Raw genomic sequence first — 24,021 nt, forward strand, 5'->3', positions numbered from 1 at the left:
TCCGTCAGCCTCCCTTGCGCAGCACGTCCGGCTCCAGGTAGATGAGCCGGGCGATGGGCACGGCCTCGCGGATGCGCGCCTCGGCGTCGTTGATGGCGTCGGCGACCTCGCGGGCGTCGTCCTGCAGGTCCACGGCGATCTTGGCCGCGACGAGCAGCTCGTCCGGGCCGAGGTGCATGGTGCGCATGTGGATCAGCTCCGGGACGTCGGGGCTCGCCACGATCGCCCGGCGGATCTCCCGGACCTGCTCGGCGGTCGCGGCCTCGCCGATGAGCAGGCTCTTCACCTCGGCGCCCAGCACGATCGCGATGGCGGCGAGCAGCACGCCGATCGCCGCGGTGCCGATGCCGTCCCAGACGCCGTTGCCGGTGGCCAGGGTCAGGCTGACGCCGGCGAGCGCGAAGACCAGACCGGCGAGGGCACCGGTGTCCTCCAGCAGGATCACCGGCAGCTCGGGCGACTTCGACCGCCGGACGAACTGCACCCAGTTCGCCCGCCCGCGGCTGCGGTTGGACTCCTTGACCGCCGTGCGCAGCGCCGTCCCCTCCAGGACGATCGCGACCAGCAGCACGGCGATCGGCACCCACTGCCACTCCTTGATCTCGTGCGGGTCGGAGATCTTGTGCCACGCCTCGTACAGCGCGAACAGGCCGCCCAGGCTGAACAGCACGATCGCGACGAGGAACGCGTAGATGTAGCGCTCGCGCCCGTACCCGAACGGGTGCTCCTCGGTGGCGCGGCGCCCCGCCCGCTTCCCGCCGACCAGCAGCAGCACCTGGTTGCTGGAGTCGGCGACCGAGTGGATGCCCTCGGCCAGCATCGACGACGACCCCGTCAGCGCGAACGCCACGAACTTGGTGACCGCGATCCCCAGGTTCGCGCCCAGCGCGGTGATGACCGCCCGCGTACTTCCCTCGGCGCTCACGAGCTCCCCCGTCCCCCCGGCCGGCCTCCCCTGATGGACGTCCGGTCAAGCCTAGGCATGGACCACAAAACTACATGTGTAGCAGGACCCCCCACCCGCGTCTTGACCCTGATGCCCCGATCCGCCTACGTTGAATCGAAACAGCATTCCGAAAGGTGGAACAGACGGCGTGATCAGTGAGCTGCGGGCGGCGACGATCGCCGTCTCCGACCTGGAGCGTTCGCGCGCCTTCTACGCGGAGACCTTCGGATACACCGTCCACGGCGCGGAGACCGCGGTCGGCGGCGCCGAGGCCGAGCGGGCGTGGCGGATGCCGCGCGGGCTGACCGGCCGGACGGTCGTGCTCGGCCCCGAGGGCGCCGCGACCGGGCTGGTGCGGCTCGTGTCCTTCGACGCGCCCGGCGAGCGCATCTGGGGCGACTACTCCCGCGCCCATGACCTCGGGCACTACGCGCTCAACATCCGGGTCGGCGACCTCGGGCAGGCCCTGGACCGGCTGGCGCGGACGGGCGGCGGCGTCCGCTCGAAGCCCACGCACTGGACGGTCACCCCCGAGCTGTCCGCCTGGGACTCGCTCTCCTTCGACCCGGACGGCGTCGTCCTCGACGTGTTCCAGCTCGAACCCGCCCCCGGCACCGCGTTCGCCGACTACGACGGCCGGTCCAGCGAGTTGCAGACGGTCGCGGTGCACTCCGCCGACGCCCCCGCGTCCGCCGCCTTCTACGAGGCGCTCGGGTTCGTCAAGCTGTACGACAAGGTCGTCGAGGGGATGGAGTCGTTCTTCCAGTTCCCCGAGGGCACCGGGCTGCACAACATCAACATGTACGTTCCCGGCGACACGATGAACGGGCGCGTCGAGATCGCCCAGTACGTCGGGCTCGCGGGCCGGAGCCTGCGGGAGCGCGCCGTCCCGCCGAACCTCGGGATCCTGTCGGTCTCGCTGGAGACCGACGACCTGGCCGCCACCGCCGCCCTGCTCGCGGAACGCGGCGCCGAACCGGTCTGCGCGCCGGTCGGGCTCGACCTTCCGCCCCACGGGCCCGCGCTGGTCCAGCCGTTCTTCGGCCCGGACGGCGAGGTCCTGGAGTTCTACCAGCGCCGGTAGGGCGGGCGGCCGGCCCGCCTCAGCGGGTGGGCTGCCACAGCTCGACGCCGACCCCGTTCGGGGTGTCGACCATGGCCAGCCGCGCGTCCCCGTGCAGGGGCGTGGAGGCGGCGAACGGGCGGCACCGGACGCGCCCTCCCGCGCTCTCGGCCGCGGCCACGGCGCCGTCGAGGTCGGGGGTGACCGCGGACCAGCCGGAGTGGCCGAGCGCGCGGCCGGGACGCTGCGCCGCGCGCCGGTCGACGCCGCCGGGGTTGTCCGGCACATGGACGAGCTCGATGCGCGCGGTGCCGCCGCCCTCGCCCGCGACGAACGCGAGGCGCGTGCGCGTGCCGGGCGGCAGGTCGGCCATCGCCTCGAACCCCGGCGAGCCGAAGGTGACGTCGTATCCGGCCGTCATGCCGAGCGCGGCCCAGAAGCCGAGTTCGGCCTCGAAGTCGGGGGCGTGGCTCACGACCGACGTGACCTCTGTGTAGTGCCGTGCCGGGTCGGTCTCCCAGGCGGCGGTGGCGCGCGCGCTGGCCGGCTGGACGAAGACGAGGTCGGTGCCGTCCGGTCCGAAGCAGAAGCCCTCCGTGACCGTCACCGTGATGTCGCCGACCGGCACCTCGAAGGTCGACGGCGTGCCGCACCGGTACCCGGCCTCGGTCAGGCGGGCGTGGGTGGCGTGCAGATCCTTGGTGTAGATGTCGATGGCGGCCAGGCCGATGTCCAGGGTGTGGGGATGCTCCGGCGGCGCCACCGGGTCGTCCACCTTCAGCAGGTGGATGCGGCCCGTGGCCGCTCCGGCGGCGGCCAGCATCATCACCTCGGCGTCGCGGCGTCCGGCCTCGGCGCCCCAGAGGCGGGCCGCGTCCTCCGCCAGGACGACGCCTTCGGCCGCCACCTGGAAGCCCAGCTCGCCGCAGAGCAGGTCCAGGTGGGGCTGGAAGTCGCTGACGCCGACCAGCGCGGCGGTGATGCCGGTGACGAGCGGGGCGGGGTCGGTGCTCACGGGGCCTCTTCTCTCGTCGGCGGACGTCCGGTGCGTTCCGGGGCGGCGTTTTCCTGAGCCTGCGCGGCGCCCTCGCGGGCCTTGGTGGTGCCCTCGCGGGCTTGGGCGGCGAGGCGCGCGCCCAGCACGCGGCCGAGCGTCAGCGCCGGGCCGACGCTCATCCCGCCGACGTAGTTGTCCCCGGCGAACACGTCGTTGCCGAGCACCTCGCCCACCGCGTACAGGCCGGCGATGGTGCCGCCGTCGCGGTCCCGGACGGCGAGGTCGCCGCCGACCTTGAGGCCGTCCCGGCTGAGGATCGAGGCCCCGACGGTCGTCATGCCGTAGAAGGGCGGCGTCCCGATCGGCATCGGCAGCGTCGTCCGGCCGCGCTCGGGGTCGTGCCCGGCGGCGACGGCGGCGTTGTAGCGCTCGACGGTGCCGGTGAGGGCGGCCGCGTCCACGCCGAGCCGCCCGGCGAGTTCCTCCAGGGTGGGCGCGGCGACGATCCACCGGCCGCGCCGCAGCTCTTCGTCCATCCGCTCGCGGGTCCAGTCGCCCGCGCCGTTCCGCAGCAGCGGGTCGGCGACACGGGCGACGGCGTCGTCCCAGACGATGTGCATCGCGAGGCCGGGCTGCTCGGTCAGGGCGCGCTCGCGCAGTTCGGGGCTCGTCACGTCCTCCGCGACGAACCGCTCGCCGGCGCGGTTCACCCAGATCTCGTGGGGCGTCCGGTAGGCGGGCGCCACCTCGATGAACGCCTCGCGGTAGTCGACCGCGAAGCCGGGGCGGGCGGGGTCGGGGATCAGGCCCATGACGGGCAGGAACGTCCCGTTGCCGGTCACGTCGGCGCCCAGCCCGGCGGCCAGTTCCAGGCCGTCGCCGGTCGCGTGGTCGAGGCAGCCGATCAGCGCGTCCTCGCAGCCGGGCGGCAGGAACCGGTTGCGCAGCTCGCGGTTCGCGTCGTAGCCGCCGGTGGCCAGCACGACGGCGCCGCCGTGCGCGGTGAAGTCGCCGTCCCCGTCACGGGACGCGGTGACGCCGACGACGCGCCCGTCCTCCACGAGCGCGCCCGTGACGCGGGCGCCGGTGACCAGCCGCACCGCACCGGCGTCCACCCACCGCCGCAGCTCCTGCTCAAGGACGCGCAGCATCGACCGGCCCTGCTCGACGCCCCAGTAGGTGCGCGGCGCCGCGTAGACCTCGTGGCCGTGCACCAGCGCGGGGGTGTCGGGGTGGAAGTCGAAGCCGAGCCCCTCCAGCCAGTCGACCGTGCCGCCCTGCCTGCTCACGGTCTCCCAGGACAGGTCGGGGTCGGCCTTGCCGTGGGAGAGGCGCATCACGTCGCGCCAGTGCGCGCGCGGGTCGTCCTCGATGCCGCGCTCCGCCTGCCGCCGGGTGCCCGCGCCGCTGATCTCGCCGTTGGCGATGTGCAGCATGCCGCCGAGGGCGGGCCGCTTCTCGATCAGCAGGACGCTCGCGCCGCCCGCCGCCGCCTCGATGGCCGTGCACAGCCCCGCACCGCCGCCGCCGACCACGACGACGTCGAACCGACCCAGCCGCTCGACCGTCCGCACCGACCGCCTCCTGTTTCAAACAGCGGAATGCCGTTTCAGAACCTAGGAGGGCGGTCGGCGCCTTGTCAACGCCCCGGACGGCCGGCCCGCTACCCGCCGAAGCGGGCGCGCAGGGTCTTGCGGTCGAGCTTGCCCACGGCGGTCTTGGGGATCGCGTCCGCGAAGATGATCTTGCGCGGCTTCTTGTAGGAGGCGATCCGCGCGGTCACGTGCTCGACCAGCCGGTCGCCGAGCCCGTCGTCCGGCTCGGTCCCCTCGGCGAGGACGACGACGGCGGTGACCGCCTCCACCCACCGCTCGTCGGGCGTGCCCACGACCGCGGCCTCGCGCACGGCCGGATGCTCCAGCAGGACGTCCTCGACCTCGCGCGGGTACACGTTGTAGCCGCCGCTGATGATCATGTCGGACGTCCGGTCCTTGAGGAACAGGAAGCCGTCGCCGTCGAGGACGCCGACGTCGCGGGTGTGCACCCAGCCGTCGCGGAAGGTCTGCGCGGTCAGCTCCGGCGCGTCGAAGTACCCGGCGGTGGCCGAGGGGCCGCGCACCACGATCTCGCCGGGCTCGCCCGGGGCGGCCTCGCGGCCGTGCTCGTCCAGCAGCCGCAGCTCGATGTCGGCGGCGACCTGCCCGCAGGCGGCGAGCCGGTCGCCGGTGTGGTCCTCGGGGCGCAGCACCGCGATGCACAGCGGGATCTCGGTCTGCCCGTAGTACTGCCAGAAGCGGTCCCGGCCCCACGCGCGCATGGCGCGCTCGATGACGGGACGCGGCATCGGCGAGGCGCCGTAGATGACCCGGCGCAGCGTGGAGACGTCCGCCGCCGCGAAGGCCGGGTGCTCGACCAGCATCTGGATCATGGTCGGCACCAGGTTGACCGCCGTGGCCCCGTAGCGGGAGATCGCGTCCAGGAACGGCTCCGGCGCGAAGCCGGGGAGGATGACCGTGCGGCCGCCGCGCAGCCACAGCGGCAGCACGAACACACCGCTGGCGTGGATGAGGCTCGCCGCGTGCAGCATCACGTCGTCGGCCGTCGCCGGGAACAGGTTGAGCAGCACGTTCCGGCAGATCCCGGCGTAGGACGCCTGGGTGTGCTGCGCCGCCTTCAGCGTGCCGGTCGTCCCGGATGTGAACAGCGTGAGGATGACGTCGTCGGCGTCCACCTCGACCTCGGGCAGGGTCGCGGGGGCGCTCTCAGCCCGCTCCATGAGCGGCGGCTCGCCGTCCAGCGCGGTCTCCAGGCCGAGGAACGCGACGTCCGGCAGCGCGGCGGCCAGCTCGCGGGCGCGGTCGGTGAGGTCGGCGCCGAACACGACCAGCTCGCAGCGGGTCTCGGTGAGCATCGTGACGTGCTCGGCCACCGACAGCCGCGCGTTGAGCGGGACGCGGTTGATCCCGGCCTTCACGCAGGCGAAGTCGAGCGGCACGCTGAGCAGGCCGTTGTTCACCAGCAGGCCCACGCGCCGGCGGTGCCCGGCGCCCTCCCGCGCCAGCGCGTGCGCGAGCCGGTTGCTCAGCTCGTCGACCTCGCCGAACGTCAGCTCGCGGTCGCCGAACACCACGGCCGTCCGGCCGGTGTGCTGCCGCGCGCCGCGGACGATCAGTTCACGGGTGGTGGGGCTCACGGGGTGGTCTCCTCTCCGGCGAAGCGCCCGTGCCGGCCGGCACCGGCGACGAACCTGGCGGCGCCGCTCACGCCCTCGCGCGCCACGATCGGGACGCCCGCGGCGCCCTCGTCGCGCAGCGCCTCGGCGAGGGGCAGGTCGAGGCCGGCGTAGGTCGAGGCGCGGTCGGCCAGCACGCATTCGAACGGGAACGACGCGATCTGGTCGGCCAGCTCGCGCGCGGCGTCGACCGCCTCGCCCGGCTCGACGACCCGGTTGGCCAGGCCGATCGCGAGGGCCTCGTCCGCCTCGACGGGGCGTCCCGTCATGATCAGGTCGAGCGCGCGGCCGAGGCCGACGATCCGCGGCAGCCGGACGGTGCCGCCGTCGATGAGCGGCACGCCCCAGCGGCGGCAGAAGACGCCGAGCACCGCGTCGCGCTCGACGATCCGCAGGTCGGCGAGGAGCGCGAGCTCCAGCCCGCCCGCGACCGCGTAGCCGCTCACGGCGGCGATGAGCGGCTTGCTCAGCGCCATCCGGGTCGGCCCCATCGGGCCGCTGCCGCCGCCCTCGGGGTCCAGCTCGTTGCGGCGCTCGGGGTCGGCGACCGCGGTGAGGTCGGCGCCCGCGCAGAACGTCCCGCCGCTCCCGGCGAGCACCGCGACGCGCTGCCCCGGGTCGGCCTCGAACGCCGCGAACGCCTCCCGCAGCTCGGCGGCCATCGGCCCGTCGACGGCGTTGCGCCGGTCGGGGCGGTCCATCCAGATCGTGGTGGTCGTCCCCGCCACCTCGACACGCACGTCGGCCATCGCCACCTCCGCGTCCTACAGTGATACGAACGCCTCACTTATAACGCATGTTGGCAGATCCAGTCCATAAGGTGTTACAAATGCTCGAGCCGACCGCCCGCAAGCTGCTGCTGGACTTGGTCACGGCCCGTCCGCGCACCCGGTTCACGATCTCGGCGCTGTGCCGGGCCGGGGAGATCGTCGGGCTGAGCGCGCCGAGCGTCCGCATGGCGGCCAAGCGGCTGAACGAGGAGGGTGTGCTGGAGCGCGCCGGGCGCGGCGTCTACCTGCCTCGCCCCGAGCGGCTGCGCACCTACCCGCACGTCGAGCACTGGACGGCCCGCGACGCCACCCGCGTGCCCTGGACGGGACGCTGGGCCGCCGTGGAGAACTCCGCCACCGCCCGCACCGACCGCGCCGCCCTCCGCCACCACGACCGGGCCCTGGAGCTCCTCGGCTTCCACGCCTGGCGCGGCGCGCTGCACGTCCGTCCGGACAACCTCCGCGGCGGCGTTGCGGGGCTGCGCGAGACGCTCACCGGCACCGGCATGGCCCCCGGCGCCGTCGTCTTCGCGATCGACGGGCTCGACCCCGCCACCGACCTGGAGCTGCGCGGCCTCTGGGACACTGAGGCCCTCACCGCGGCCCTCGGCCGCACGGCCGACGAGCTGACCCGCAGCCGCGACCGCCTGCACACCCTCAGCCCCGAGGAGTTCGCCCGCGAGTCCCTGCTGCTCGGCAGCCGCGCGATCGCGACGATCCTGCACGACCCGCTGCTCCCCGAGGAGCTCTGCGACCCGGACCCGCACCGGCGCCTGGTCGCGCTGACCAAGACCTACCAGGACACCGCCCAGGAGGTCTGGGGCCGCCTTCTCGACCTGAGCGATTGACGCCGCTCAGCGAAGGAACGACTCCAGCCGCTCCTTCTCCTCGTCCACGGCGAGCCGCTCGCTCTTGGACAGCGGCCGCAGCTCGGTGACGGTCACGGCGCCCTCCTTCACGGTCCAGGTTCCGGCGACGCGTCCGTCCACCAGCACTGCGCGCTCACCGGCGACCGACAGGCCCCGGTCGGCGTCGTCGATGATCCGGCTCCGGTCCTGGTAGCCGAGGATCGCGTTGTCGAACGCCGGCAGGAAGCGCACCGGGGCGGGGGTGTCGGGGTCGGGGCGCGGGGCGTCCGGGAGGTCGAGCAGCTTGCGGCCCCGCTCGTCGCGGAAGACGACCAGCTCGTCCCGCAGCGCGGCGACCGCGGCGGGCAGGCCCGCGAGACCGCACCAGGCCCGCAGGTCGGACGAGGTCGCCGGCCCGAACGCGGCCAGGTAGCGCCGCACCAGCACCTGCCCGACCGGGTCGGCCTCGTCCTCGGGCAGCGGGTCCATCTCCCGCCCGAGCCAGCAGGACAGCAGCACATTGCGGACACCGCCCTTGGCGCGCCAGAGCCCGCGCGGCGGCGCCTGAATCGTCGGCAGCAGCGCGGAGACCAGCATCTCCCCCAGCGCCCGACGCCCCGGCGCGGGCCAGCGGTCGGCCACCGCCTCGACCAGCTCGGCCGTGGTCCGTGGCTGCCCGTCGTCCATGACGGCCCGTCCCGCCGCCGCGAGCTCGTCCAGGTCCACCCCGTCGAGTTCCCGCCGGTAGACCCCGAGCACCCGCTGCCGCAGCATGGCGTCGTGGCGCGCCCGCCAGGCCAGGGCGTCGTCCGCGGTGACGAGGTGGATGGTGCGGCGCATGAGCGGCATGCGCACCACACGGCGCCCGGTCAGCAGGCCGGACAGCTCCGCCGGGTCGAACCCGCGCAGCCGAGACCAGAGCCCGACGAACGGCTCCTGCGGCTCCTGCGCCTGCAACCCGCCCAGCCGGGCAACGGCGTCGAGCACCGGCACGTCGGCGCGGTCGAGCAACATCTGCCGGGCGAGCGCGGCCCGATTGAGCGCCCGATCATCCAGAACCGTCACTACCGCAACCCCTCCCAAGATGGACGCCTCGCCATCCACCCTGGCACCCATAACGGCCACTTCCTGACCGCTATCCCAGAGGAGAGACCGGTGTCAGACCCGGCTCACTCGCCGTCGTCGGGCTTGCGGAGGACGTAGACGCCCCGGCCCGCGATGCCGCGAAGGACGCCGTCCTCGCGAAGCGTCTTGACCGCCTCGGCGACGGTGCGCTCACTCACGTCGCACTCCTGGGCGAGCTGCCGCGTGGTGGGGATCTTGGAGCCGACGGGATAGGTGCCGTCCGCGATGCGGCGCAGGATCAGGGTCGTGATCTGCTCCCGCAACGGGCGCGGATCGGACAGATCAACCATGCCTGCAACGCTAGCGACGCACACACGCATGGAGCGCCGGTTCTTGCCTGACGAGCCAGCGCACCTTCTGGGCGATCGGTGTCAGACCTGGATCATTCGCCGTCGTCGGGCGTCCGCAGCACGAAGACGCCGCGTCCGGGGACACCGCGCACCAGACCGCGTTCCTTGAGGATGCGGACCGCCTCGGCCGCCGTTCGCTGGCTGACGCCGTAGATGTCGGCGAGTTGGGACGCGGAGGGGATCCGGCGCCCGACCTGGATCTCGCCGGACGCGATCTGCGCGGCCACCGCGTCGGCCACCTGGACCTTGAGCGGATCGGCCCCTTCAAGATCGATGCTCACAGATCGACGGTACCCATGGCACCGAGCTCATGTCGACCTGTGCACGCATATGCAAACCGGTGCCACGTCGCGGCCTCCGGCCTACCGGGGAGGCATCGGGCCACCTGGTGAGGTGGCCGTGTGCGGACAGGTGCGGAGTGCTCTTCCCACATTGTTGTGGGCGCGTTCCCCGTGGATCTGGGAGCATCACGACCACCGAAGGATGAAATCACCGAATTGCTCACCGTTACCGGACGATCTCGTCGCCGGTGATCGGCAGGCCGGGTATCGCCCTCCCCCTCATGCAAGGAGAACCATGTCCACTTCCGTCAAGCTCCACGTGAACGGCACGCTCGACCAGGTGCGCCCCGTCGTCGAGCAGGCCCTGCAGGCCGATGGCTTCCGCTTCACCTGGGAGGACCCGGCGCAGGCCATCATCGAGAAGGGCAGCCGCACCAAGGCGCTGCTCCTCGGGGCGTTCGCGACGCACTACAAGTACCGCGTGATGCTCGTCCAGCAGCAGGACGGCACCCTCGTCGTCGACCTCGGCCCCGCGACGACCGGCATGTCCGGCGGCGCCATCGGCGTCGCCAAGGTCCGCAGGAAGCTCGACGAGGTCGGCCAGATCCTGGCCGGCGCGTTCCAGCAGGGCGGCACCTTCATCCGGGCCCTATGACCCGCGCCCGCGCCGGGACGGCTCCGCTCAGGGCGTCCCGGCGCGGCATCCCCTTCGGGAGTGAGGGGTGCTCGGTTCAGCGTCAGCATGGGCGGGGGCGGGCGGCCGTGGAGCGGGCTCTGCCTGCGGCCCTCTGTAGGCGCTGACCATCAGATTTATTTTTCCGGAGCATTGACATTAATCTCCGGTGTCGTCCATGCTGCCGGACATGGAACGACGGGCGGACGCGCTGCAGCGGCTCCGGCAGACCCATGAGGAGGTCGTGCTCGCCGCGCTGCGCAGCGAGGGGCCGATGAGCCGCACGCAGCTCACCGCGCGGACCGGCCTGTCGCGCACCACCCTGTTCGCGATCATCTCCGAGCTGATGGCGCGGGGCGCGGTGATCGAGTCCGGGGCCGCAGACGACGGACGGCCGCGGGGGCGCGGGCGGCCCGCGACGCGGGTGTCGCTGAACCCGGACGCGGGCCTGCTGATCGGCGTCGACCTCGGCCGCCGCCGCATCCGGGTGGCGATCGCCAATGTCGCCCGGCAGGTCATCGCGACCGCCGTGGACGACTCGGCCTCCGACGCCGGCGAGGCCGAGCAGGCCGATCTGGCCGTGGCGCTCGTCCGCAAGGTGTGCGAGGACCGCCACATCGACCTGCGCGCCCTGGAGGCGGTCGGCGTCGGGCTGGTCGGCGCGATGGACGCCTCCAACCGGCGGTTCCGCGCGGCGGAGCGGCTGGCGGCGGCGTTCGAGACCCGTGTCGAGGCCGACAACAACGCCCGGCTGGCGGCGCTCGCCGAGCAGACGTGGGGCGCGGCGCGCTCGGCCGAGGACGTCGTGTACGTGCGGTGGTCGGTCGGCGTCGGCGGCGGCTTCATCTCCGGCGGGCGGCTGCTGCGCGGCGCGCACGGCGCGTCCGGCGAGCTGGGGCACGTGTCGGTCGACCCGGCGGGGCCGCGCTGCCACTGCGGCGGGCGCGGCTGCCTGGAGGAGCTGATCGGCGTGCCCGCGCTGCTGCGGGCGGCGGCCGCGCGGGGCGTGCGGCTGACCGGCACCGACGACCTGCTGGAGGAGGCGCAGGCGCGGACGCCCGCGGTGACCGGGGTCGTGGTGGACGCGGCCCGGACGCTCGGCCGGGTCCTCGCCGGCTCGGTCGCCCAGCTCGACCCCGAACGCGTCGTCGTCGGCGGCGACCTCGCGCAGCTCGGCGGCCTCGTCCTCGACCCGATCAGGACGGCGATCGGCGAGTACGCCCTGCCCGGCACGCGGCGGACCCTCGACATCGTCCCGGCCGACCTCGGGCCCGCCGCCTCGGCGATGGGCGCGATCGCCCTGGTGCTCCGGGACCAGGACCACCGGACCCCCGACCCGGCGGCCGCGGACATGTAGGACCGGCAGCGAAGATCGTCGACGGCAAGATAGCGCCCATTTCTGTAAACCCTTGGGAATTAATGAACGGAGCGTCGTGTCCTCTCGCAACGTCCTGATCCTCATGACCGACCAGCACCGGGTCGACACGCTGGGCTGCTACGGCAACCCCGTCGTCAGCACCCCGGCGCTGGACGGGGTGGCGGCCGAGGGCACCAGGTTCGACCGGTTCTACACGCCGACCGCGATCTGCACCCCGGCCCGCGCCTCCCTGTTCACCGGCACGCACCCGTTCCGGCACGGCCTGCTCGTCAACCCCGAGCGCAACGGCGGCGCCAAGGACGAGGTGGACGACGACTTCCCGAACTTCGTCCGGCCGCTCCTCGACGCGGGCTACAGCGTCGGCCACGTCGGCAAGTGGCACATCGGGCGCGAGCGCGGCCCCGAGTACTACGGCCTGGACGGCGAGCACCTGCCGGGCGCGCTGAACCCGTTCCACCACCCGTCCTACCAGGCGTGGCTCAAGGAGAACGGGCACCCGCCGTTCAAGGTCCGCGACGCGGTCTTCGGCAAGGCGCCCAACGACTCCGGGCGCGGCCACCTGATCGCCGGGCGGCTGGAGCAGCCGGTCGAGGCGACCATCGAGTCGTTCCTCGCGGACCGGACGATCGAGCTGATCGACCGGTACGCCGCCGCGGACAAGCCGTTCGTCCTGACGTGCAGCTGGTACGGCCCGCACCTGCCCTACCTGCTGCCCGACGCCTACTACGACCTGTACGACCCGGCGGACGTCCCGCTGCCCGCGTCGATGGCCGAGACCTTCGACGGCAAGCCCGACGTCCAGCGCCGCTACGCCGAGTACTGGTCGGCCGACCACTTCGACGCCGACGCCTGGCGCAAGCTCATCGCCGTCTACTGGGGCTACGTCACGATGATCGACGAGCAGGCCGGGCGGATCCTCGACCGGCTCCGCGAGCACGGCCTCTGGGACGACACCGCGGTCGTGTTCACCGCCGACCACGGCGAGTTCACCGGGTCGCACCGGCTGAACGACAAGGGCCCGGCGATGTACGAGGACATCTACCGGATCCCCGGGATCATCCGGGTGCCGGGCGCCCCGGTCCGGACGGTCGACGAGTTCGCCACGCTCATCGACCTGCACGCGACGATCCTCGACCTGGCCGGGCTGCCCACCGGCGAGCCGTGCGACGGCCGCAGCGTGCTGCCGCTCATCAACGGCGAGGACGACCCGCGCCCCGAGGTGGTCGCCGAGTTCCACGGCCACCACTTCCCGTACTCGCAGCGCATGATCCGGGACCGCCGGTACAAGTTCGTGTTCAACCCCGAGAGCGTCCACGAGCTGTACGACCTGGAGACCGACCCGCACGAGCTGCGGAACGTCTACACGGCGCCCGCGTACGCGGACGTGCGCCGCGACATGACCGTCCGGCTGTACCGGGAGCTGGTGCGCCGGGGCGACCCCGCCTACACCTGGATGAGCTACATGGCCGACATCGGCACGGGCCGCGCGCCCGACGTCGACGGCGTCGCGGACGAGGTCGCGTGATGGCCGCCGTGGAGAAGGCGAAGGCGCCCGCCGAGGTGAAGGCGCCGGAGACCGCCAAGGCGAAGGCCCGCAGGGCGCGGGTGCGCACCGCCGCGCTGACCGCCGCGTCCGCCGTCCTCGGCATCGGCGTGTGGATCGGGCTGTCCAGGAGCGGCATCGACGGGTTCCCCGGCCCGGTGTCGGTCATCGAGCGCGCCGGGGAGCTGATCGAGCAGGGGACGCTGTTCAGCGACCTGTTCGCCAGCCTCCGCCGGGTGCTGATCGGGTTCGTGCTGGGCGTCCTGCTCGCGATCCCCGTCGGATTCGCGATGGGCTGGTACCCGGTGGTGCGCGGCCTGTTCGAGCCGTGGCTCCAGTTCTTCCGGATGATCCCGCCGCTGGCGATCATCCCGCTGGCGGTCGTGCTGATGGGCATCGACGAGACCCCGAAGATCTTCGTGATCTTCCTGGCCTCGTTCCTGTCCTCGGTCGTGTCGACCTACCAGGGCGTCATCTCGGTCGACAAGACGCTGATCAACGCGGCGCGGGTGCTCGGCGCCCGGGACCGGACGCTGTTCACCGACGTCGTGGTGCCGGCCTCGACCCCGTTCATCCTCGTCGGCATGCGGATCGGGCTCGGCGCCTCCTGGGCGACGGTCGTGGCGGCCGAGCTGATCGCCGCGCAGGGCGGGCTCGGCTACCGGATGCAGCAGGCGCAGCTCTACTACGAGCTGCCCACCATCTTCGTGTCGCTGATCGTGATCGGGCTCGTCGGGCTCGTGATGGACCGCCTGCTGCTCCTCGCCGAGCGGCGGCTCACCGGATGGCAGGAGCGCCGATGACCAAGATCTCTTTCCGCGACGTCACGCACCGGTTCGAGGCGTTCACCGCGCTCGACCGCGTCTCGCTCGACATCGCCGACGGCGAGTTCGTGACGGTCGTCGGGCCGTCCGGCTGCGGCAAGAGCACCCTGCTCAACCTCGCCGCCGGACTGCTCGAACCGGGCGCGGGCACCGTCGAGGTGGACGGCCGGCGGGTCACCGGCCCCGGCCCCGAACGCGGCGTGATCTTCCAGCAGTACGCGCTGTTCCCCTGGATGAGCACCCGCAAGAACGTCGAGTTCGGGCTGAAGATCGCGGGGGTGCCGAAGAGGGAGCGCCGCGCCACCGCCGAGCACTACCTGGACCTCGTCGGGCTCGCCGACTTCGCCGACGCGCTGCCGAAGACGCTGTCCGGCGGGATGAAGCAGCGCTGCGCGATCGCCCGCGCCTACGCGGTGAACCCGTCGGTGCTGCTGATGGACGAGCCGTTCGGCGCGCTCGACGCGCTCACCCGCGTCCAGCTCCAGGACGGCCTGCTCGACACCTGGACCCGCGAGCGCCGCACCGTCATGTTCATCACCCACGACGTGGACGAGGCCGTCTACCTGGCCGGACGGGTCATCGTCATGGCCGCCCGGCCCGGCCGCGTGCACCGGGTCATCGACGTCGACCTGCCCTACCCCCGCACCGAGGAGATCCGGCTGTCGCCGGAGTTCGACGAGCTCCGCCGCGAGGTCTGGAAGGCCGTCTACCACCAGCCCCAGCCCCCCGCCCCGACCCCCGAAGGGACCACCCGATGAGATCACTGCGACTGCTGGCCGTGTCGCTGCTGCTGGTGCCGCTCGCCGCCGCGTGCGGCGGGGACGACGGCGGCGACGGCGCGAAGACCGTCAAGTTCGGCTACACCGCCGACTTCGCCGGCGCGGCGGCGCTCGCCGCCGCCGACAAGCTCGGCCTGTGGAAGAAGGCCGGGCTGAAGCCGGACACCAAGGTCTTCACCAACGGCCCGCTGCAGATCCAGGCGCTCGGCGCCGGCGACCTCGACTTCGGCTACATCGGCCCCGGCGCGACCTGGCTCCCCGCGTCCGGCAAGGCCAAGATCATCGCGGTGAACATGCTCGGCGAGGCCGACCGGATCATCGCCACCCCGAAGTCGGGCGTCACGGACATCGCCGGGCTGCGCGGCAAGAAGGTCGCGGTGCCCGAGGGGACGTCCGGCGACATGCTGCTCCAGCTCGCGCTGAAGAAGGCGGGGATGGCGCCGAAGGACGTCGAGCGCGTGCCGATGGACCCGAGCACCGTGGTCACCGCGTTCTCGTCCGGCAAGGTGGACGCCGCCGCGATCTGGTACCCGCTGATCGACACCATCAAGAAGCGCACCCCGGACCTGGTCGAGCTGTCGAAGAACGCCGACTTCTTCCCGGCCATGTCGTTCCCGAGCTCGTTCGTCGCCCGCAACGAGATCGTGAAGGCCGACCCGGAGACCAGCCGCAAGGTCGTGCGGGTGCTCCAGGAGGCCAACGACTGGGTGAACGGGCACACGGCCGAGGCTGAGGAGACCGCCGCCAAGTTCCTCAAGGTGCCGCCCGCCCAGTTCAAGGGCTCGTCCGCCGTGACCAAGACGTTCACCTCCGCCGAGCTGGCCAAGTACTCGGGCGACGGCACGGTGAACGGCTGGTTCAAGGGCCTGTCGGACATCTTCGTCGCGATGGGCAAGCTGCCGTCCTCCCCCGACCCCGCGACCTACTACACCGCCGACCTCTACACGAACGCCGCCGCCGGGAAGTGACCCGGTCCCCGGCCGGCGCCGCGCCGGCCGGGCCGCCGATGAGGAGGCAACACCCCCATGCCCCGTCCCCCCAGACCCCGTAAGCGGGCCACGGCGGCCGCCATGGCCGCCGCCCTCGCGTTCACCCTCACCTACCCGCTCGCCGCGGCCGCCCCGGCCTCGGCCGAGGCGCCGGCCGCCGACCCCGTCAACCTGGCGCTCGCCGGGACGGCGACCGCGTCCAGCGTCGAACTCGACCGGGACTCGTTCGCCGCGTCCCTCGTCAACGACGGCGACACCGGCACCCGGTGGTCGTCGAAGTACGAGGACGACAACTGGGTGCAGGTCGAGCTGCCCGCGGCGGCGAACATCGACCACGTCACCCTCGTGTGGCCGAACGCGTGCGCCCGCGACTTCGCGCTCCAGACGTCCGCGGACGGTGCCTCCTGGACGACCGTGACCCGGTCGCAGCACGACACCTGCCCCCGCACCGACACGATCGAGGTCGGGGCGACCGCGAAGTTCGTCCGGATGCAGGGCTACCGGCGCTGGGCGTCCTACGGCTACTCGATCTCGGAGTTCCAGATCTGGGACCGCCCCGCCCCGCGCTCGCTCGGGCTCGTGCCGAAGCCCGTGTCCGTCGCCGAGGCCGGCGGGCCCGGCTACCGGCTCGGCGCGTCCGCGTCCATCGCCGCGATCGGCTCCGGCGCGAAGGCGCCCGCCGACTACCTGGCGAAGGTGCTGCGGCCGTCCACCGGCTACGCGCTGCCCGTCGTGACGGCGCGGCGGGGCACCGGGCAGATCGTCGTCAGGGTCGGCTCCGGGCTCGGCCCGGCCGGGCGGCCGGAGGGCTACGCGCTCAAGACGAACCCGGCGGGCGCCACCATCGAGGCGTCCACCGCGAACGGCGCGCTCAACGGCGTCCAGACCCTCCGGCAGCTCTTCCCGCAGTGGGTCGAGTCGCCCGCGCGGGTCCGCGCGGACTGGACGGTGCCGCAGGTCGAGATCACCGACTACCCGCGGTTCGCGCACCGCGGCATGATGCTGGACGTCGCCCGCAGCTTCTACCCGGTGGACGAGGTCAAGAAGTACATCGACACCGCCGCCCAGTTCAAGATCAATCGGCTGCACCTGCACCTCAGCGACGACCAGGGCTGGCGGATCGCCCTCGATGAGCCGGCGGACAACCCGTCCGGGATCGAGTATTCGAAGCTGACCTCGGTGTCCGGCCGCACCGCGATGACCTACAACGACGCCGGGCAGCTCATGGGCACCGAGCTCGGCCTGACCGGCTTCTACACCAAGGCCGACTACCGGGAGATCGTCCGGTACGCGGGGGCGAGCGGCATGACCGTCGTGCCCGAGATCGACATGCCGGGCCACACCAACGCGGCGCTGCACGCGATCCCGCAGCTCAACAGCGCCGGGTCCAAGCCCGCGCTGGAGCCCGGCGAGACGACCGTCCCGGCGAACGGCACCCCGAACGTCGGGTACTCGTCCTTCGACGCCGCCAACCCGGTGACGTACGAGTTCACGAAGCAGGTCCTCACCCAGATCGCGGAGCTGACGCCCGGCCCATACCTGCACATCGGCGGGGACGAGTCGCACAGCACGAGCCACGCCGACTACACGACGATGGTGGACGCCTTCACCGGCCAGGTGAACGCGCTCGGCAAGACGGTCGTCGGCTGGAACGAGACCGCCGGGACCTCGCTGCCGCAGAACAACGCGGTGGTCCAGTTCTGGAACGGCGACCGCAACGCCGTGGCCGGCGCGGTCAACTCGCGGGGCGCCAAGGTGATCCTCTCCCCGGCGGGCAACACCTACGTCCCGCAGAAGCAGGACTCGCGGCAGCCGCAGGGCGGCACCTGGGCGTGCGGCGGGCCGTGCGGCCTCGACCGCCACTACGGCTGGGACCCCGGCACCTACATCCCCGGCATCTCCGAGCAGAGCGTGCTCGGCGTCGAGTCGGCGCTGTGGGGCGAGTGGATCAGGCGGCTCCCGCAGGCGCAGTACTGGAGCTACCCGCGCCTCATCGCGACCGCCGAGGTCGGGTGGACCCCTCAGGCCAAGCGCGACTACACCGACTTCACCGGGCGGCTCGCCGCGGTCGGCGGGCGGCTGACGCTCCAGGGCGTCAACTTCTTCCCGACCGCCGACGTGCCGTGGCCCGTGGCCGCGCTCGGCGCCGACCGGACCGTCCCGGCGGGCACGCCGTCCGGTGCGACCTGGACGGCCACCGCGCCCGCCGCCGGGACGCTCACCGGCACCGTCCGGTGGAGCGACGGGGTCGAGGAGAACGTCACGCTCACGACGTCCCGCTCCGCCAGCATCCCCGACATGCGGGGCAACGCCGCGTTCACGGCCGTCTCCAACCGGACGTTCACCGCGTCCGGCACCTACACCGCGACCCTCACGATCCGGCCGTCGTCCGGCCAGGCGCCCGTGGAAGCGCCGCTGACCCTGACCGTCTCCTAGACCTGCCCGTCTCCTGAACCCGACCGTCTCCTAGACCAGTGCGCGGGGACGGGGACCGTCGCCCGGCCCGTCCCCGCGCACGCCACACCTGGAACCCATGACCTCGAACGACATCCCGGCCTGCTGCGCCGCGTCCCGTGCCGCCTCTCCCGAGGCCGCGCGGGGCGCCGTGGCGCTGCCACGGCTCGCCGTCCCGCGCCCGTCCGCCCCGGCGCTCACGCGGATGATCGCCCTCCCGGGCGGCACCTTCCGGATGGGCAACGATGACGGCGACGCCAACCCCTTCGACGGGGAGGGGCCCGTCCGGGAGGTCCGCGTCGACCCGTTCCGGATCGACCCGCACACCGTCACCAACGCCGAGTTCGCCAGGTTCGTCGACGACACCGGATACCGGACGGAGGCCGAGCACTTCGGCTGGTCCTACGTGTTCAAGGGCCTGCTGAGCCGGGAGGCGGCGGACGCGGCCCCGTCACCGGCCGGGACGCCGTGGTGGCGCGCCGTCGAGGGCGCCGCGTGGAACCGTCCCGAGGGGCCCGGCAGCGATGTCGGCGACCGTCCCGCGCATCCCGTCGTCCACGTCTCCTGGAACGACGCGGCGGCGTACGCGGCCTGGGCCGGGAAGCGCCTGCCGACCGAGGCCGAATGGGAGTACGCCGCGCGCGGCGGCCTCGACCAGGCCACCTATCCGTGGGGCGACGAACTCGACCCGGACGGCGAGATCCGGTGCAACATCTGGCGGGGCGCCTTCCCCGACCAGCACGACGGACGCCCCGGGCCCGTCGCGGTCGACTCCTACGAGCCGAACGCCTACGGGCTCTACAACACCGTCGGCAACGTCTGGGAATGGTGCGCCGACCCGTTCACCTCGTCCGGTGACGCGCGCGCGATGCGCGGCGGCTCGTACCTCTGCCACGACTCGTACTGCAACCGCTACCGCGTCGCCGCCCGGACGGGCAACACCCCCGACTCCAGCACGGGCAACACCGGCTTCCGCTGCGCCGCCGACGCCTGACGAGCCCGCTTCAGCGGATCCGGACGCCCCGCGCGGCCGCCTCGACGGCGCCGCGGGCCGCCGGGGACAGCAGCCATCCCAAGGTATGCCTTAGAGGTAGGCGTCGCTCTGCGACTCCCAGTAGGTGAGGCCGAGGCGCCGGTGCACCTCCTGGGCCGCGCGTGCGTGCGCACGGGCGGCGTCCTCGTCGCCGAGGGTCCGGGCCAGTTCCGCCAGGACGAGCCGGGTCGACCCCCAGCAGCACGTGCCCATCCCCGCGACGACGAACTGATCGGCGTACGGGGTGAGGCGCTCGTAGAGGTCTTGGGGGTCGGGGGTGCCGAGGCGGGCGGCGACCAGGCCCCAGACCGGGAGGAGGAAGTCGGCCACCCAGTCGTCGGGGACGTCCGTCCCCCACCGGCCGATCAGCTCGCGGGCCAGGGCGGGACGGTCCGCCTCCACGGCCGCCAGGACGGCGACGGGCCGCAGCGGGACGAGCTGCGGCCCGTCGGCGGCGGTCACCAGCTCGTCCAGGATCTCTGGGACGCGGCCCTGGGCGCGGCGGCAGGTGAACGTGGTGACGAGGCGGCGGAAGGCGGCGCCCCAGACCGTCGAGCCGAACCGCATCTCGCCGTACCGGGCGAGCAGGTCCTCGGCCTCGTCCCAGCGCGCGTCGAGGGTGCTGCGCGCGGTCTGCGCGATGCGGACCATCGACTCCAGCTGGGGGCGCGGGGCCGCGCTCAGCAGCGCCTCGCAGCGGGCCAGCTCCCGGTCCCAGCCGGGCAGGTCGCCGTCGCGCAGCAGGCAGGACATCAGGAAGACCCGCGCGAGCACCTCGCCGCTCGCGGGCAGGCCGGGCAGCTCCGCCAGCTCGGCGGCCACCGCGCGGCGCGCGGCGTTGCGGCCGGGGCGGAACGCGGCGAGCAGGTAGTTGTTCATCGCGCGGGCCAGCAGGGGCGCCTCGCCGGTCTCGCGGGCGATCGCGACGGCCGCGGCGGCGTGCCGCTCGCCTTCGGCGCTGCGCGGGCCGTAGTGCAGTTCCAGGGCGAGCGCGCCCAGCAGTTCGGCGCGGGCGGCGTCGGGGAGCGGGCCGTCGAGGAGGTCCTCGATGGCGGTGACCATGGCGGCGTCGACGACTCCGTAGGGGCGCCAGTTCCACAGGGACGGCCCGCCGATCGCCGTCACGGCCGCGATGAGCGTGTCCCGGTCGCCGGTCTTGCGGGCGAGGCCGATCGCCTGCTCCCAGGGGCGGCGGGCGTCCTCCGGCCTCCCGGCGCTGCGCAGCGCCTGCCCCAGTTCGGTGAGCAGCCGCGCGCGCTCGTCGTCTCGTCCATGAGGGAGGGCTTGCAGCGCCATCGCCCAGAAGTCGGCGGCCTCGGTGTAGGCGAGCTGGCCGGACGCGTGCCTGGCCGCGCGAGAGGCGTACTTCACCGCCTTGTCCGCACCGCCCAGCGCGCGCGCCTGCACGAAGTGGTGCGCCAGGGTCGCCGCCTCGGCGTCCGGCAGGACGGGCTCCAGCGCCTCCCCGGCCCGCAGGTGCAGCCGGGACCGTTCCAGCCGGTCGAGCCCGGCGTAGAGCGCCTCCTGGACGAGCGCGTGCGAGAACCGGTAGTCGGGCCCGGACGGCGGCTCGACCAGCAGCCCCGCCGCCACGGCCGGCTCCAGCGCCGCCATGACCTCGGCGGCCGTCGCGTCGGCCACGGCCTCCAGCAGGGCGACGCCGGCGTCCCGGCCCGCGACGGCGGCGGCCCCGAGCATCGCGCGGGTCTCCGCGGGCAGCCGGGCGGCGCGCCGCTCGATCACGATCCCGACCCCGGCCGGCACCGCCGCCAGGTCGCCCCCGCCGCCGCGCAGCCGCAGGACCTCCGCCAGGTAGAAGGGGTTGCCGCCCGTCCTGCCGTGGAGCGCCGCGACCAGCCCCGGCTCCTCGGCGATGTTCCGGGCGCGCAGGTAGGACGCCACGTCCCCGGCGGTGAACGGGGGCAGCTCCAGCCGCTCCCCGGACCGCGCCAGCACCGCCAGCGCGTCGCGGAGGTCGCCGGGGTGGTCGCCGGGTTCCGGACGGCACGTGACGAGGACGAGCAGCCGGTGCCGCGCCGCCGCCTCGGCCACGAAGCCGAGCAGCCGCAGCGAGGACGCGTCCGCCCAGTGCAGGTCGTCCAGGACGATCACACGCGGCGCGTCTCCGCCGGTCAGGGCGTCCACGACCCGTTCGTACAGCCCGAACAGCGCGTCACCGGGATCGTGGCCGGGCTCCGGGGCGGAGAGCGTCCCCGCGCCCGCCCCGGCGTCGCGGAGGATCTGCGTCCACGGCCAGAACGCCGGTGCGGTGCCGTCCACGCAGCGGCCCCAGGCGACGCGGAAGCCGCGCGCCTCGGCCAGGTCGGCGGCGGCGCGGGCGAGCCGGGTCTTGCCGATCCCGGCCTCGCCGCCGATCAGGACGGCGCCGCCCCGGCCGCGCTCCGCCTCGTCCAGCGCCGCCGCGATGCGCTCCACCTGCGCGGACCGGGCGACGAGCGCGTCCTCGCCCGCCGCCTCCACCGCGACGGCCGCGGCGGGCGGCGGCGCGGGACGGCGCAGCCCGGGCGCCTGGTCGAACACGGCCCGCTCCAGTTCCCGCAGCTCGGGGCCGGGGGTGAGGCCGAGGTCGTCGGCCAGCCGCGCCCGGACGCGGCGCAGCGCGGCGAGCGCGTCGGCCTGCCGCCCGGCCCGGTAGAGCGCCAGGACGAGCAGCGACCAGGCCCGCTCCCGGTACGGCCCGTCCTCGACGAGCGCCTCCAGCCCCGGGACCAGGGAGGCGGCCTCGCCGAGCGCGAGGCGGGCGTCGAAGCGGTCCTCCAGCGCGGCGGCGCGCACCTCCGCCAGCCGCGCCACGGCGGGCTGCGCGAAGTCCCGATCCGCGAACTCGCCCACCGGATCGCCGCGCCACAGCTCGAAGGCCCGGTCCAGGGTCTCGACGGCCTCCCGGTGCGCGCCGCGCGCCAGGGCCGCCCGCCCCTCGTCCGCCAGGGCGGTGAACCGCCACAGATCGACCTGCTCGGGCGGGACGGCGAGCAGGTAGCCCGGCTCGCGGGTGAGCAGGACGCGGGGCGGGGTGCGCGGCGGCCGGTCAGGCTCCAGCACCTTCCGCAGGTGCGCGATGTAGGCGCGCAGGGTGGGCGTCGCCCCGGCGGGCGGATCCCCGGCCCACAGCTCGTCGACCAGCCGGTCCAGCGGCACCACCCGGCCGGGTTCGAGCGCGAGCATCGCCAGCAGGGCGCGCTGCTTGCGCGTCCCCGGGTCCAGCACGCCGCGTTCACCGTCGGCCACCTCGAACGGGCCGAACAGCCGGATCTCCAGCACCCCCACAGGCCCTCCCCCAACAGCCTGAAAGCTCACATTACGGCACCTCAATCCGACCCCAGCTCGATCCCAACCCCCGGACGCGAAGGTGAAGGCATCGAACCGACGGAAGGAAGAGACATGAGCATCGGGGACGAACTGCGGGCCGTGGTGAGCGGCACGGTGACGGCGGCGGGCGAGCGCGGGTTCGAGCAGGCGCGGAGCCCCTGGAACCTCGCGATCGAGCAGCCCGTCCGGGCCGTGGTCGAGGCCGCGGACGCCGACGACGTCGCCGCCCTGGTCCGGTACGCCCGGCAGGCCGGGCTGACCATCGCGACCCAGCCGAGCGGCCACGGCGCCACCGGCAACACCGGCGAGGTGATCCTGCTGCGCACCGCCCGCCTGGACGAGCTGCACATCGACCCCGCCCGCCGGATCGCGCGCGCCGGAGCGGGCGTCCCGTGGGGCCGCGTCCTGGAGGCGGCGAGCCCGCACGGCCTGACCGGCCTGGCCGGGAGCAGCCCGGTCGTCACCGTCACCGGCTTCACCCTCGGCGGCGGCCTCAGCTGGTTCGGCCGCAAGCACGGCTTCGCCGCCGCGTCCGTCCGCGCCTTCGACGTCGTGGACGCCGCCGGGGAGCGGGCCCGCGTCACCGCCGACGACGACCCCGACCTGTTCTGGGCGCTACGCGGCGGGGGCGGCGACTTCGCGATCGTCACCGCGATCGAGTTCGACCTGCACCCGGCGCCGTACCTGTACGGCGGCCGGATGCTCTGGTCCGGAGAGCACGCCGCCGCCGTCCTGGACGCCTTCCGCGACATCACCGCGACCGCACCGGACGAGCTGACCACCTGGTACGAACTCCTGCACTTCCCCGGCGCGGACCCGATGGTCGCGGTCGACGCGACCTACCTCGGCCCGGAAGGCGACGCCGAGGCCCTGCTGCGGCCGCTGGAGAAGATCCCCGGGCACCTCGCCGACACCCGCGCCGCGCTGCCGCCGGCGGCGCTCGGCTCCATCACCGCCGAGCCCACCGACCCCGGCCCCGGCCTGTCCCGCGCCGAACTCCTCACCGGCCTGGACGACGAGGCCGCCGCCGCCCTGCTGAGGCGGCCCATCGCCCCGCTCCTCAGCGTCCAGGTCCGGCACCTCGGCGGGGCGCTCGCCCGCCCGTCCGGCACGCCCGCCGGGCACCTGGACGAGCCGTTCGCCCTCTACATGTTCGGCATCCCCGGCGCGGACGGCGGCGCCGACGCCCGCGAACGGCAGGGGGAGATCGCGGGTGCGCTCGCCCCGTACGTCACGGGACGCAAGCCGTTCACCTTCCTGGCTCCGGGAGAGCGCGCCGCCGCCGCGTTCAGCGGCCCGGTGCTGGAGCGGCTCCGCACCCTCAAGCGGGTCCGCGACCCGCGCGGGACGTTCCGCAGCAACGTCCCCGTCCTCGGCTGACGCCGGCCCGGCGCCGCGACCGGACG

20 protein-coding genes are annotated in these 24,021 nt (G+C 73.8%); 11 read left to right on the top strand and 9 right to left on the bottom strand.

Annotated elements, in window-relative coordinates; genetic code table 11:
• Nucleotides 1-4: 4 nt before the first annotated feature.
• On the bottom strand, nt 5-925 hold the full coding sequence (locus CHF16_RS07735; RefSeq protein ID WP_089325221.1) for a cation diffusion facilitator family transporter: 921 nt from the start codon (nt 923-925) through the stop codon (nt 5-7).
• Between the two features lie 169 nt (nt 926-1,094).
• On the opposite strand from CHF16_RS07735, the gene CHF16_RS07740 reads away from it, so the two are divergent.
• On the top strand, nt 1,095-2,030 hold the full coding sequence (locus CHF16_RS07740; RefSeq protein WP_179271430.1) for a VOC family protein: 936 nt from the start codon (nt 1,095-1,097) through the stop codon (nt 2,028-2,030).
• A 19-nt stretch (nt 2,031-2,049) separates the two neighbouring features.
• Here CHF16_RS07740 and CHF16_RS07745 read toward each other — a convergent pair whose 3' ends face one another.
• The 4 genes from CHF16_RS07745 to CHF16_RS07760 all read right to left on the bottom strand — a co-directional run bounded on the left by CHF16_RS07745 (nt 2,050) and on the right by CHF16_RS07760 (nt 6,987).
• Nucleotides 2,050-3,024, bottom strand: coding sequence for a VOC family protein (locus CHF16_RS07745; RefSeq protein ID WP_089325223.1), 975 nt, complete (start codon nt 3,022-3,024; stop codon nt 2,050-2,052).
• Nucleotides 3,021-4,580, bottom strand: a complete 1,560-nt coding sequence (locus tag CHF16_RS07750; RefSeq protein WP_089325224.1) for an FAD-dependent oxidoreductase — start codon at nt 4,578-4,580, stop codon at nt 3,021-3,023. Before CHF16_RS07750 ends, CHF16_RS07745 begins: the two co-directional genes overlap by 4 nt.
• 89 nt (nt 4,581-4,669) lie before the next feature.
• A complete protein-coding gene (locus CHF16_RS07755; RefSeq protein ID WP_089325225.1) occupies nt 4,670-6,199 on the bottom strand; it encodes an AMP-binding protein in 1,530 nt (509 codons plus the stop codon).
• On the bottom strand, nt 6,196-6,987 hold the full coding sequence (locus CHF16_RS07760; RefSeq protein ID WP_089325226.1) for a crotonase/enoyl-CoA hydratase family protein: 792 nt from the start codon (nt 6,985-6,987) through the stop codon (nt 6,196-6,198). The genes CHF16_RS07755 and CHF16_RS07760 overlap by 4 nt, the downstream gene beginning before the upstream one ends.
• 80 nt (nt 6,988-7,067) lie before the next feature.
• On the opposite strand from CHF16_RS07760, the gene CHF16_RS07765 reads away from it, so the two are divergent.
• A complete protein-coding gene (locus CHF16_RS07765) occupies nt 7,068-7,856 on the top strand; it encodes a hypothetical protein (RefSeq protein ID WP_089325227.1) in 789 nt (262 codons plus the stop codon).
• Nucleotides 7,857-7,862: 6 nt separating this feature from the next.
• Here the strand turns inward: CHF16_RS07765 and CHF16_RS07770 are convergent, their stop codons facing one another.
• From CHF16_RS07770 to CHF16_RS07780, 3 genes are all read right to left on the bottom strand, one after another.
• Nucleotides 7,863-8,921, bottom strand: a complete 1,059-nt coding sequence (locus tag CHF16_RS07770; protein WP_089325228.1) for a winged helix DNA-binding domain-containing protein — start codon at nt 8,919-8,921, stop codon at nt 7,863-7,865.
• A gap of 104 nt (nt 8,922-9,025) precedes the next feature.
• Nucleotides 9,026-9,271 (bottom strand): GntR family transcriptional regulator, encoded by a 246-nt coding sequence (locus CHF16_RS07775; RefSeq protein ID WP_218826574.1) that lies wholly within the window; start codon nt 9,269-9,271, stop codon nt 9,026-9,028.
• Between the two features lie 92 nt (nt 9,272-9,363).
• Nucleotides 9,364-9,612 (bottom strand): winged helix-turn-helix domain-containing protein, encoded by a 249-nt coding sequence (locus CHF16_RS07780; protein WP_089325230.1) that lies wholly within the window; start codon nt 9,610-9,612, stop codon nt 9,364-9,366.
• Nucleotides 9,613-9,907: 295 nt separating this feature from the next.
• On the opposite strand from CHF16_RS07780, the gene CHF16_RS07785 reads away from it, so the two are divergent.
• From CHF16_RS07785 to CHF16_RS07820, 8 genes are all read left to right on the top strand, one after another.
• Nucleotides 9,908-10,267: a hypothetical protein gene (locus CHF16_RS07785; protein WP_089325231.1), complete on the top strand. Its 360-nt coding sequence runs from the start codon at nt 9,908-9,910 to the stop codon at nt 10,265-10,267.
• A gap of 208 nt (nt 10,268-10,475) precedes the next feature.
• Nucleotides 10,476-11,642, top strand: a complete 1,167-nt coding sequence (locus CHF16_RS07790) for an ROK family transcriptional regulator (protein WP_089325351.1) — start codon at nt 10,476-10,478, stop codon at nt 11,640-11,642.
• Nucleotides 11,643-11,718: 76 nt separating this feature from the next.
• Nucleotides 11,719-13,188, top strand: a complete 1,470-nt coding sequence (locus CHF16_RS07795; protein WP_089325232.1) for a sulfatase family protein — start codon at nt 11,719-11,721, stop codon at nt 13,186-13,188.
• Nucleotides 13,188-14,009 carry an ABC transporter permease gene (locus CHF16_RS07800; protein ID WP_089325233.1) on the top strand — a complete coding sequence of 274 codons (822 nt, stop codon included), beginning with the start codon at nt 13,188-13,190 and terminating at the stop codon, nt 14,007-14,009. Before CHF16_RS07795 ends, CHF16_RS07800 begins: the two co-directional genes overlap by 1 nt.
• Nucleotides 14,006-14,788 (top strand): ABC transporter ATP-binding protein, encoded by a 783-nt coding sequence (locus tag CHF16_RS07805; RefSeq protein WP_089325234.1) that lies wholly within the window; start codon nt 14,006-14,008, stop codon nt 14,786-14,788. Before CHF16_RS07800 ends, CHF16_RS07805 begins: the two co-directional genes overlap by 4 nt.
• Nucleotides 14,785-15,777 carry an aliphatic sulfonate ABC transporter substrate-binding protein gene (locus tag CHF16_RS07810; RefSeq protein WP_089325235.1) on the top strand — a complete coding sequence of 331 codons (993 nt, stop codon included), beginning with the start codon at nt 14,785-14,787 and terminating at the stop codon, nt 15,775-15,777. Before CHF16_RS07805 ends, CHF16_RS07810 begins: the two co-directional genes overlap by 4 nt.
• Nucleotides 15,778-15,879: 102 nt before the next feature.
• Nucleotides 15,880-18,234 (top strand): family 20 glycosylhydrolase, encoded by a 2,355-nt coding sequence (locus CHF16_RS07815; RefSeq protein WP_245868282.1) that lies wholly within the window; start codon nt 15,880-15,882, stop codon nt 18,232-18,234.
• A gap of 223 nt (nt 18,235-18,457) precedes the next feature.
• Nucleotides 18,458-19,246 (top strand): formylglycine-generating enzyme family protein, encoded by a 789-nt coding sequence (locus CHF16_RS07820; protein WP_218826586.1) that lies wholly within the window; start codon nt 18,458-18,460, stop codon nt 19,244-19,246.
• Between the two features lie 90 nt (nt 19,247-19,336).
• On the opposite strand, the gene CHF16_RS07825 is transcribed toward CHF16_RS07820, so the two are convergent.
• Nucleotides 19,337-22,573: an ATP-binding protein gene (locus tag CHF16_RS07825; RefSeq protein WP_089325238.1), complete on the bottom strand. Its 3,237-nt coding sequence runs from the start codon at nt 22,571-22,573 to the stop codon at nt 19,337-19,339.
• Nucleotides 22,574-22,687: 114 nt separating this feature from the next.
• Between CHF16_RS07825 and CHF16_RS07830 the strand changes: the two genes are divergently transcribed.
• On the top strand, nt 22,688-23,995 hold the full coding sequence (locus tag CHF16_RS07830; protein ID WP_089325239.1) for an FAD-binding oxidoreductase: 1,308 nt from the start codon (nt 22,688-22,690) through the stop codon (nt 23,993-23,995).
• Nucleotides 23,996-24,021: the final 26 nt, after the last annotated feature.

It is taken from the genome of Actinomadura meyerae (assembly GCF_900188445.1).
GTDB lineage: Bacteria > Actinomycetota > Actinomycetes > Streptosporangiales > Streptosporangiaceae > Spirillospora > Spirillospora meyerae.

What these genes read in the sequence shown, in the direction of transcription:
- CHF16_RS07760 (WP_089325226.1), bottom strand. Translation starts at nt 6,987, where the DNA reads ATGGCCGACGTGCGTGTCGAGGTGGCGGGGACGACCACCACGATCTGG.
- CHF16_RS07765 (WP_089325227.1), top strand. Translation starts at nt 7,068, where the DNA reads ATGCTCGAGCCGACCGCCCGCAAGCTGCTGCTGGACTTGGTCACGGCC.
- CHF16_RS07775 (WP_218826574.1), bottom strand. Translation starts at nt 9,271, where the DNA reads ATGGTTGATCTGTCCGATCCGCGCCCGTTGCGGGAGCAGATCACGACC.
- CHF16_RS07785 (WP_089325231.1), top strand. Translation starts at nt 9,908, where the DNA reads ATGTCCACTTCCGTCAAGCTCCACGTGAACGGCACGCTCGACCAGGTG.
- CHF16_RS07790 (WP_089325351.1), top strand. Translation starts at nt 10,476, where the DNA reads ATGGAACGACGGGCGGACGCGCTGCAGCGGCTCCGGCAGACCCATGAG.
- CHF16_RS07800 (WP_089325233.1), top strand. Translation starts at nt 13,188, where the DNA reads ATGGCCGCCGTGGAGAAGGCGAAGGCGCCCGCCGAGGTGAAGGCGCCG.
- CHF16_RS07805 (WP_089325234.1), top strand. Translation starts at nt 14,006, where the DNA reads ATGACCAAGATCTCTTTCCGCGACGTCACGCACCGGTTCGAGGCGTTC.
- CHF16_RS07810 (WP_089325235.1), top strand. Translation starts at nt 14,785, where the DNA reads ATGAGATCACTGCGACTGCTGGCCGTGTCGCTGCTGCTGGTGCCGCTC.
- CHF16_RS07815 (WP_245868282.1), top strand. Translation starts at nt 15,880, where the DNA reads ATGGCCGCCGCCCTCGCGTTCACCCTCACCTACCCGCTCGCCGCGGCC.
- CHF16_RS07820 (WP_218826586.1), top strand. Translation starts at nt 18,458, where the DNA reads ATGATCGCCCTCCCGGGCGGCACCTTCCGGATGGGCAACGATGACGGC.
- CHF16_RS07830 (WP_089325239.1), top strand. Translation starts at nt 22,688, where the DNA reads ATGAGCATCGGGGACGAACTGCGGGCCGTGGTGAGCGGCACGGTGACG.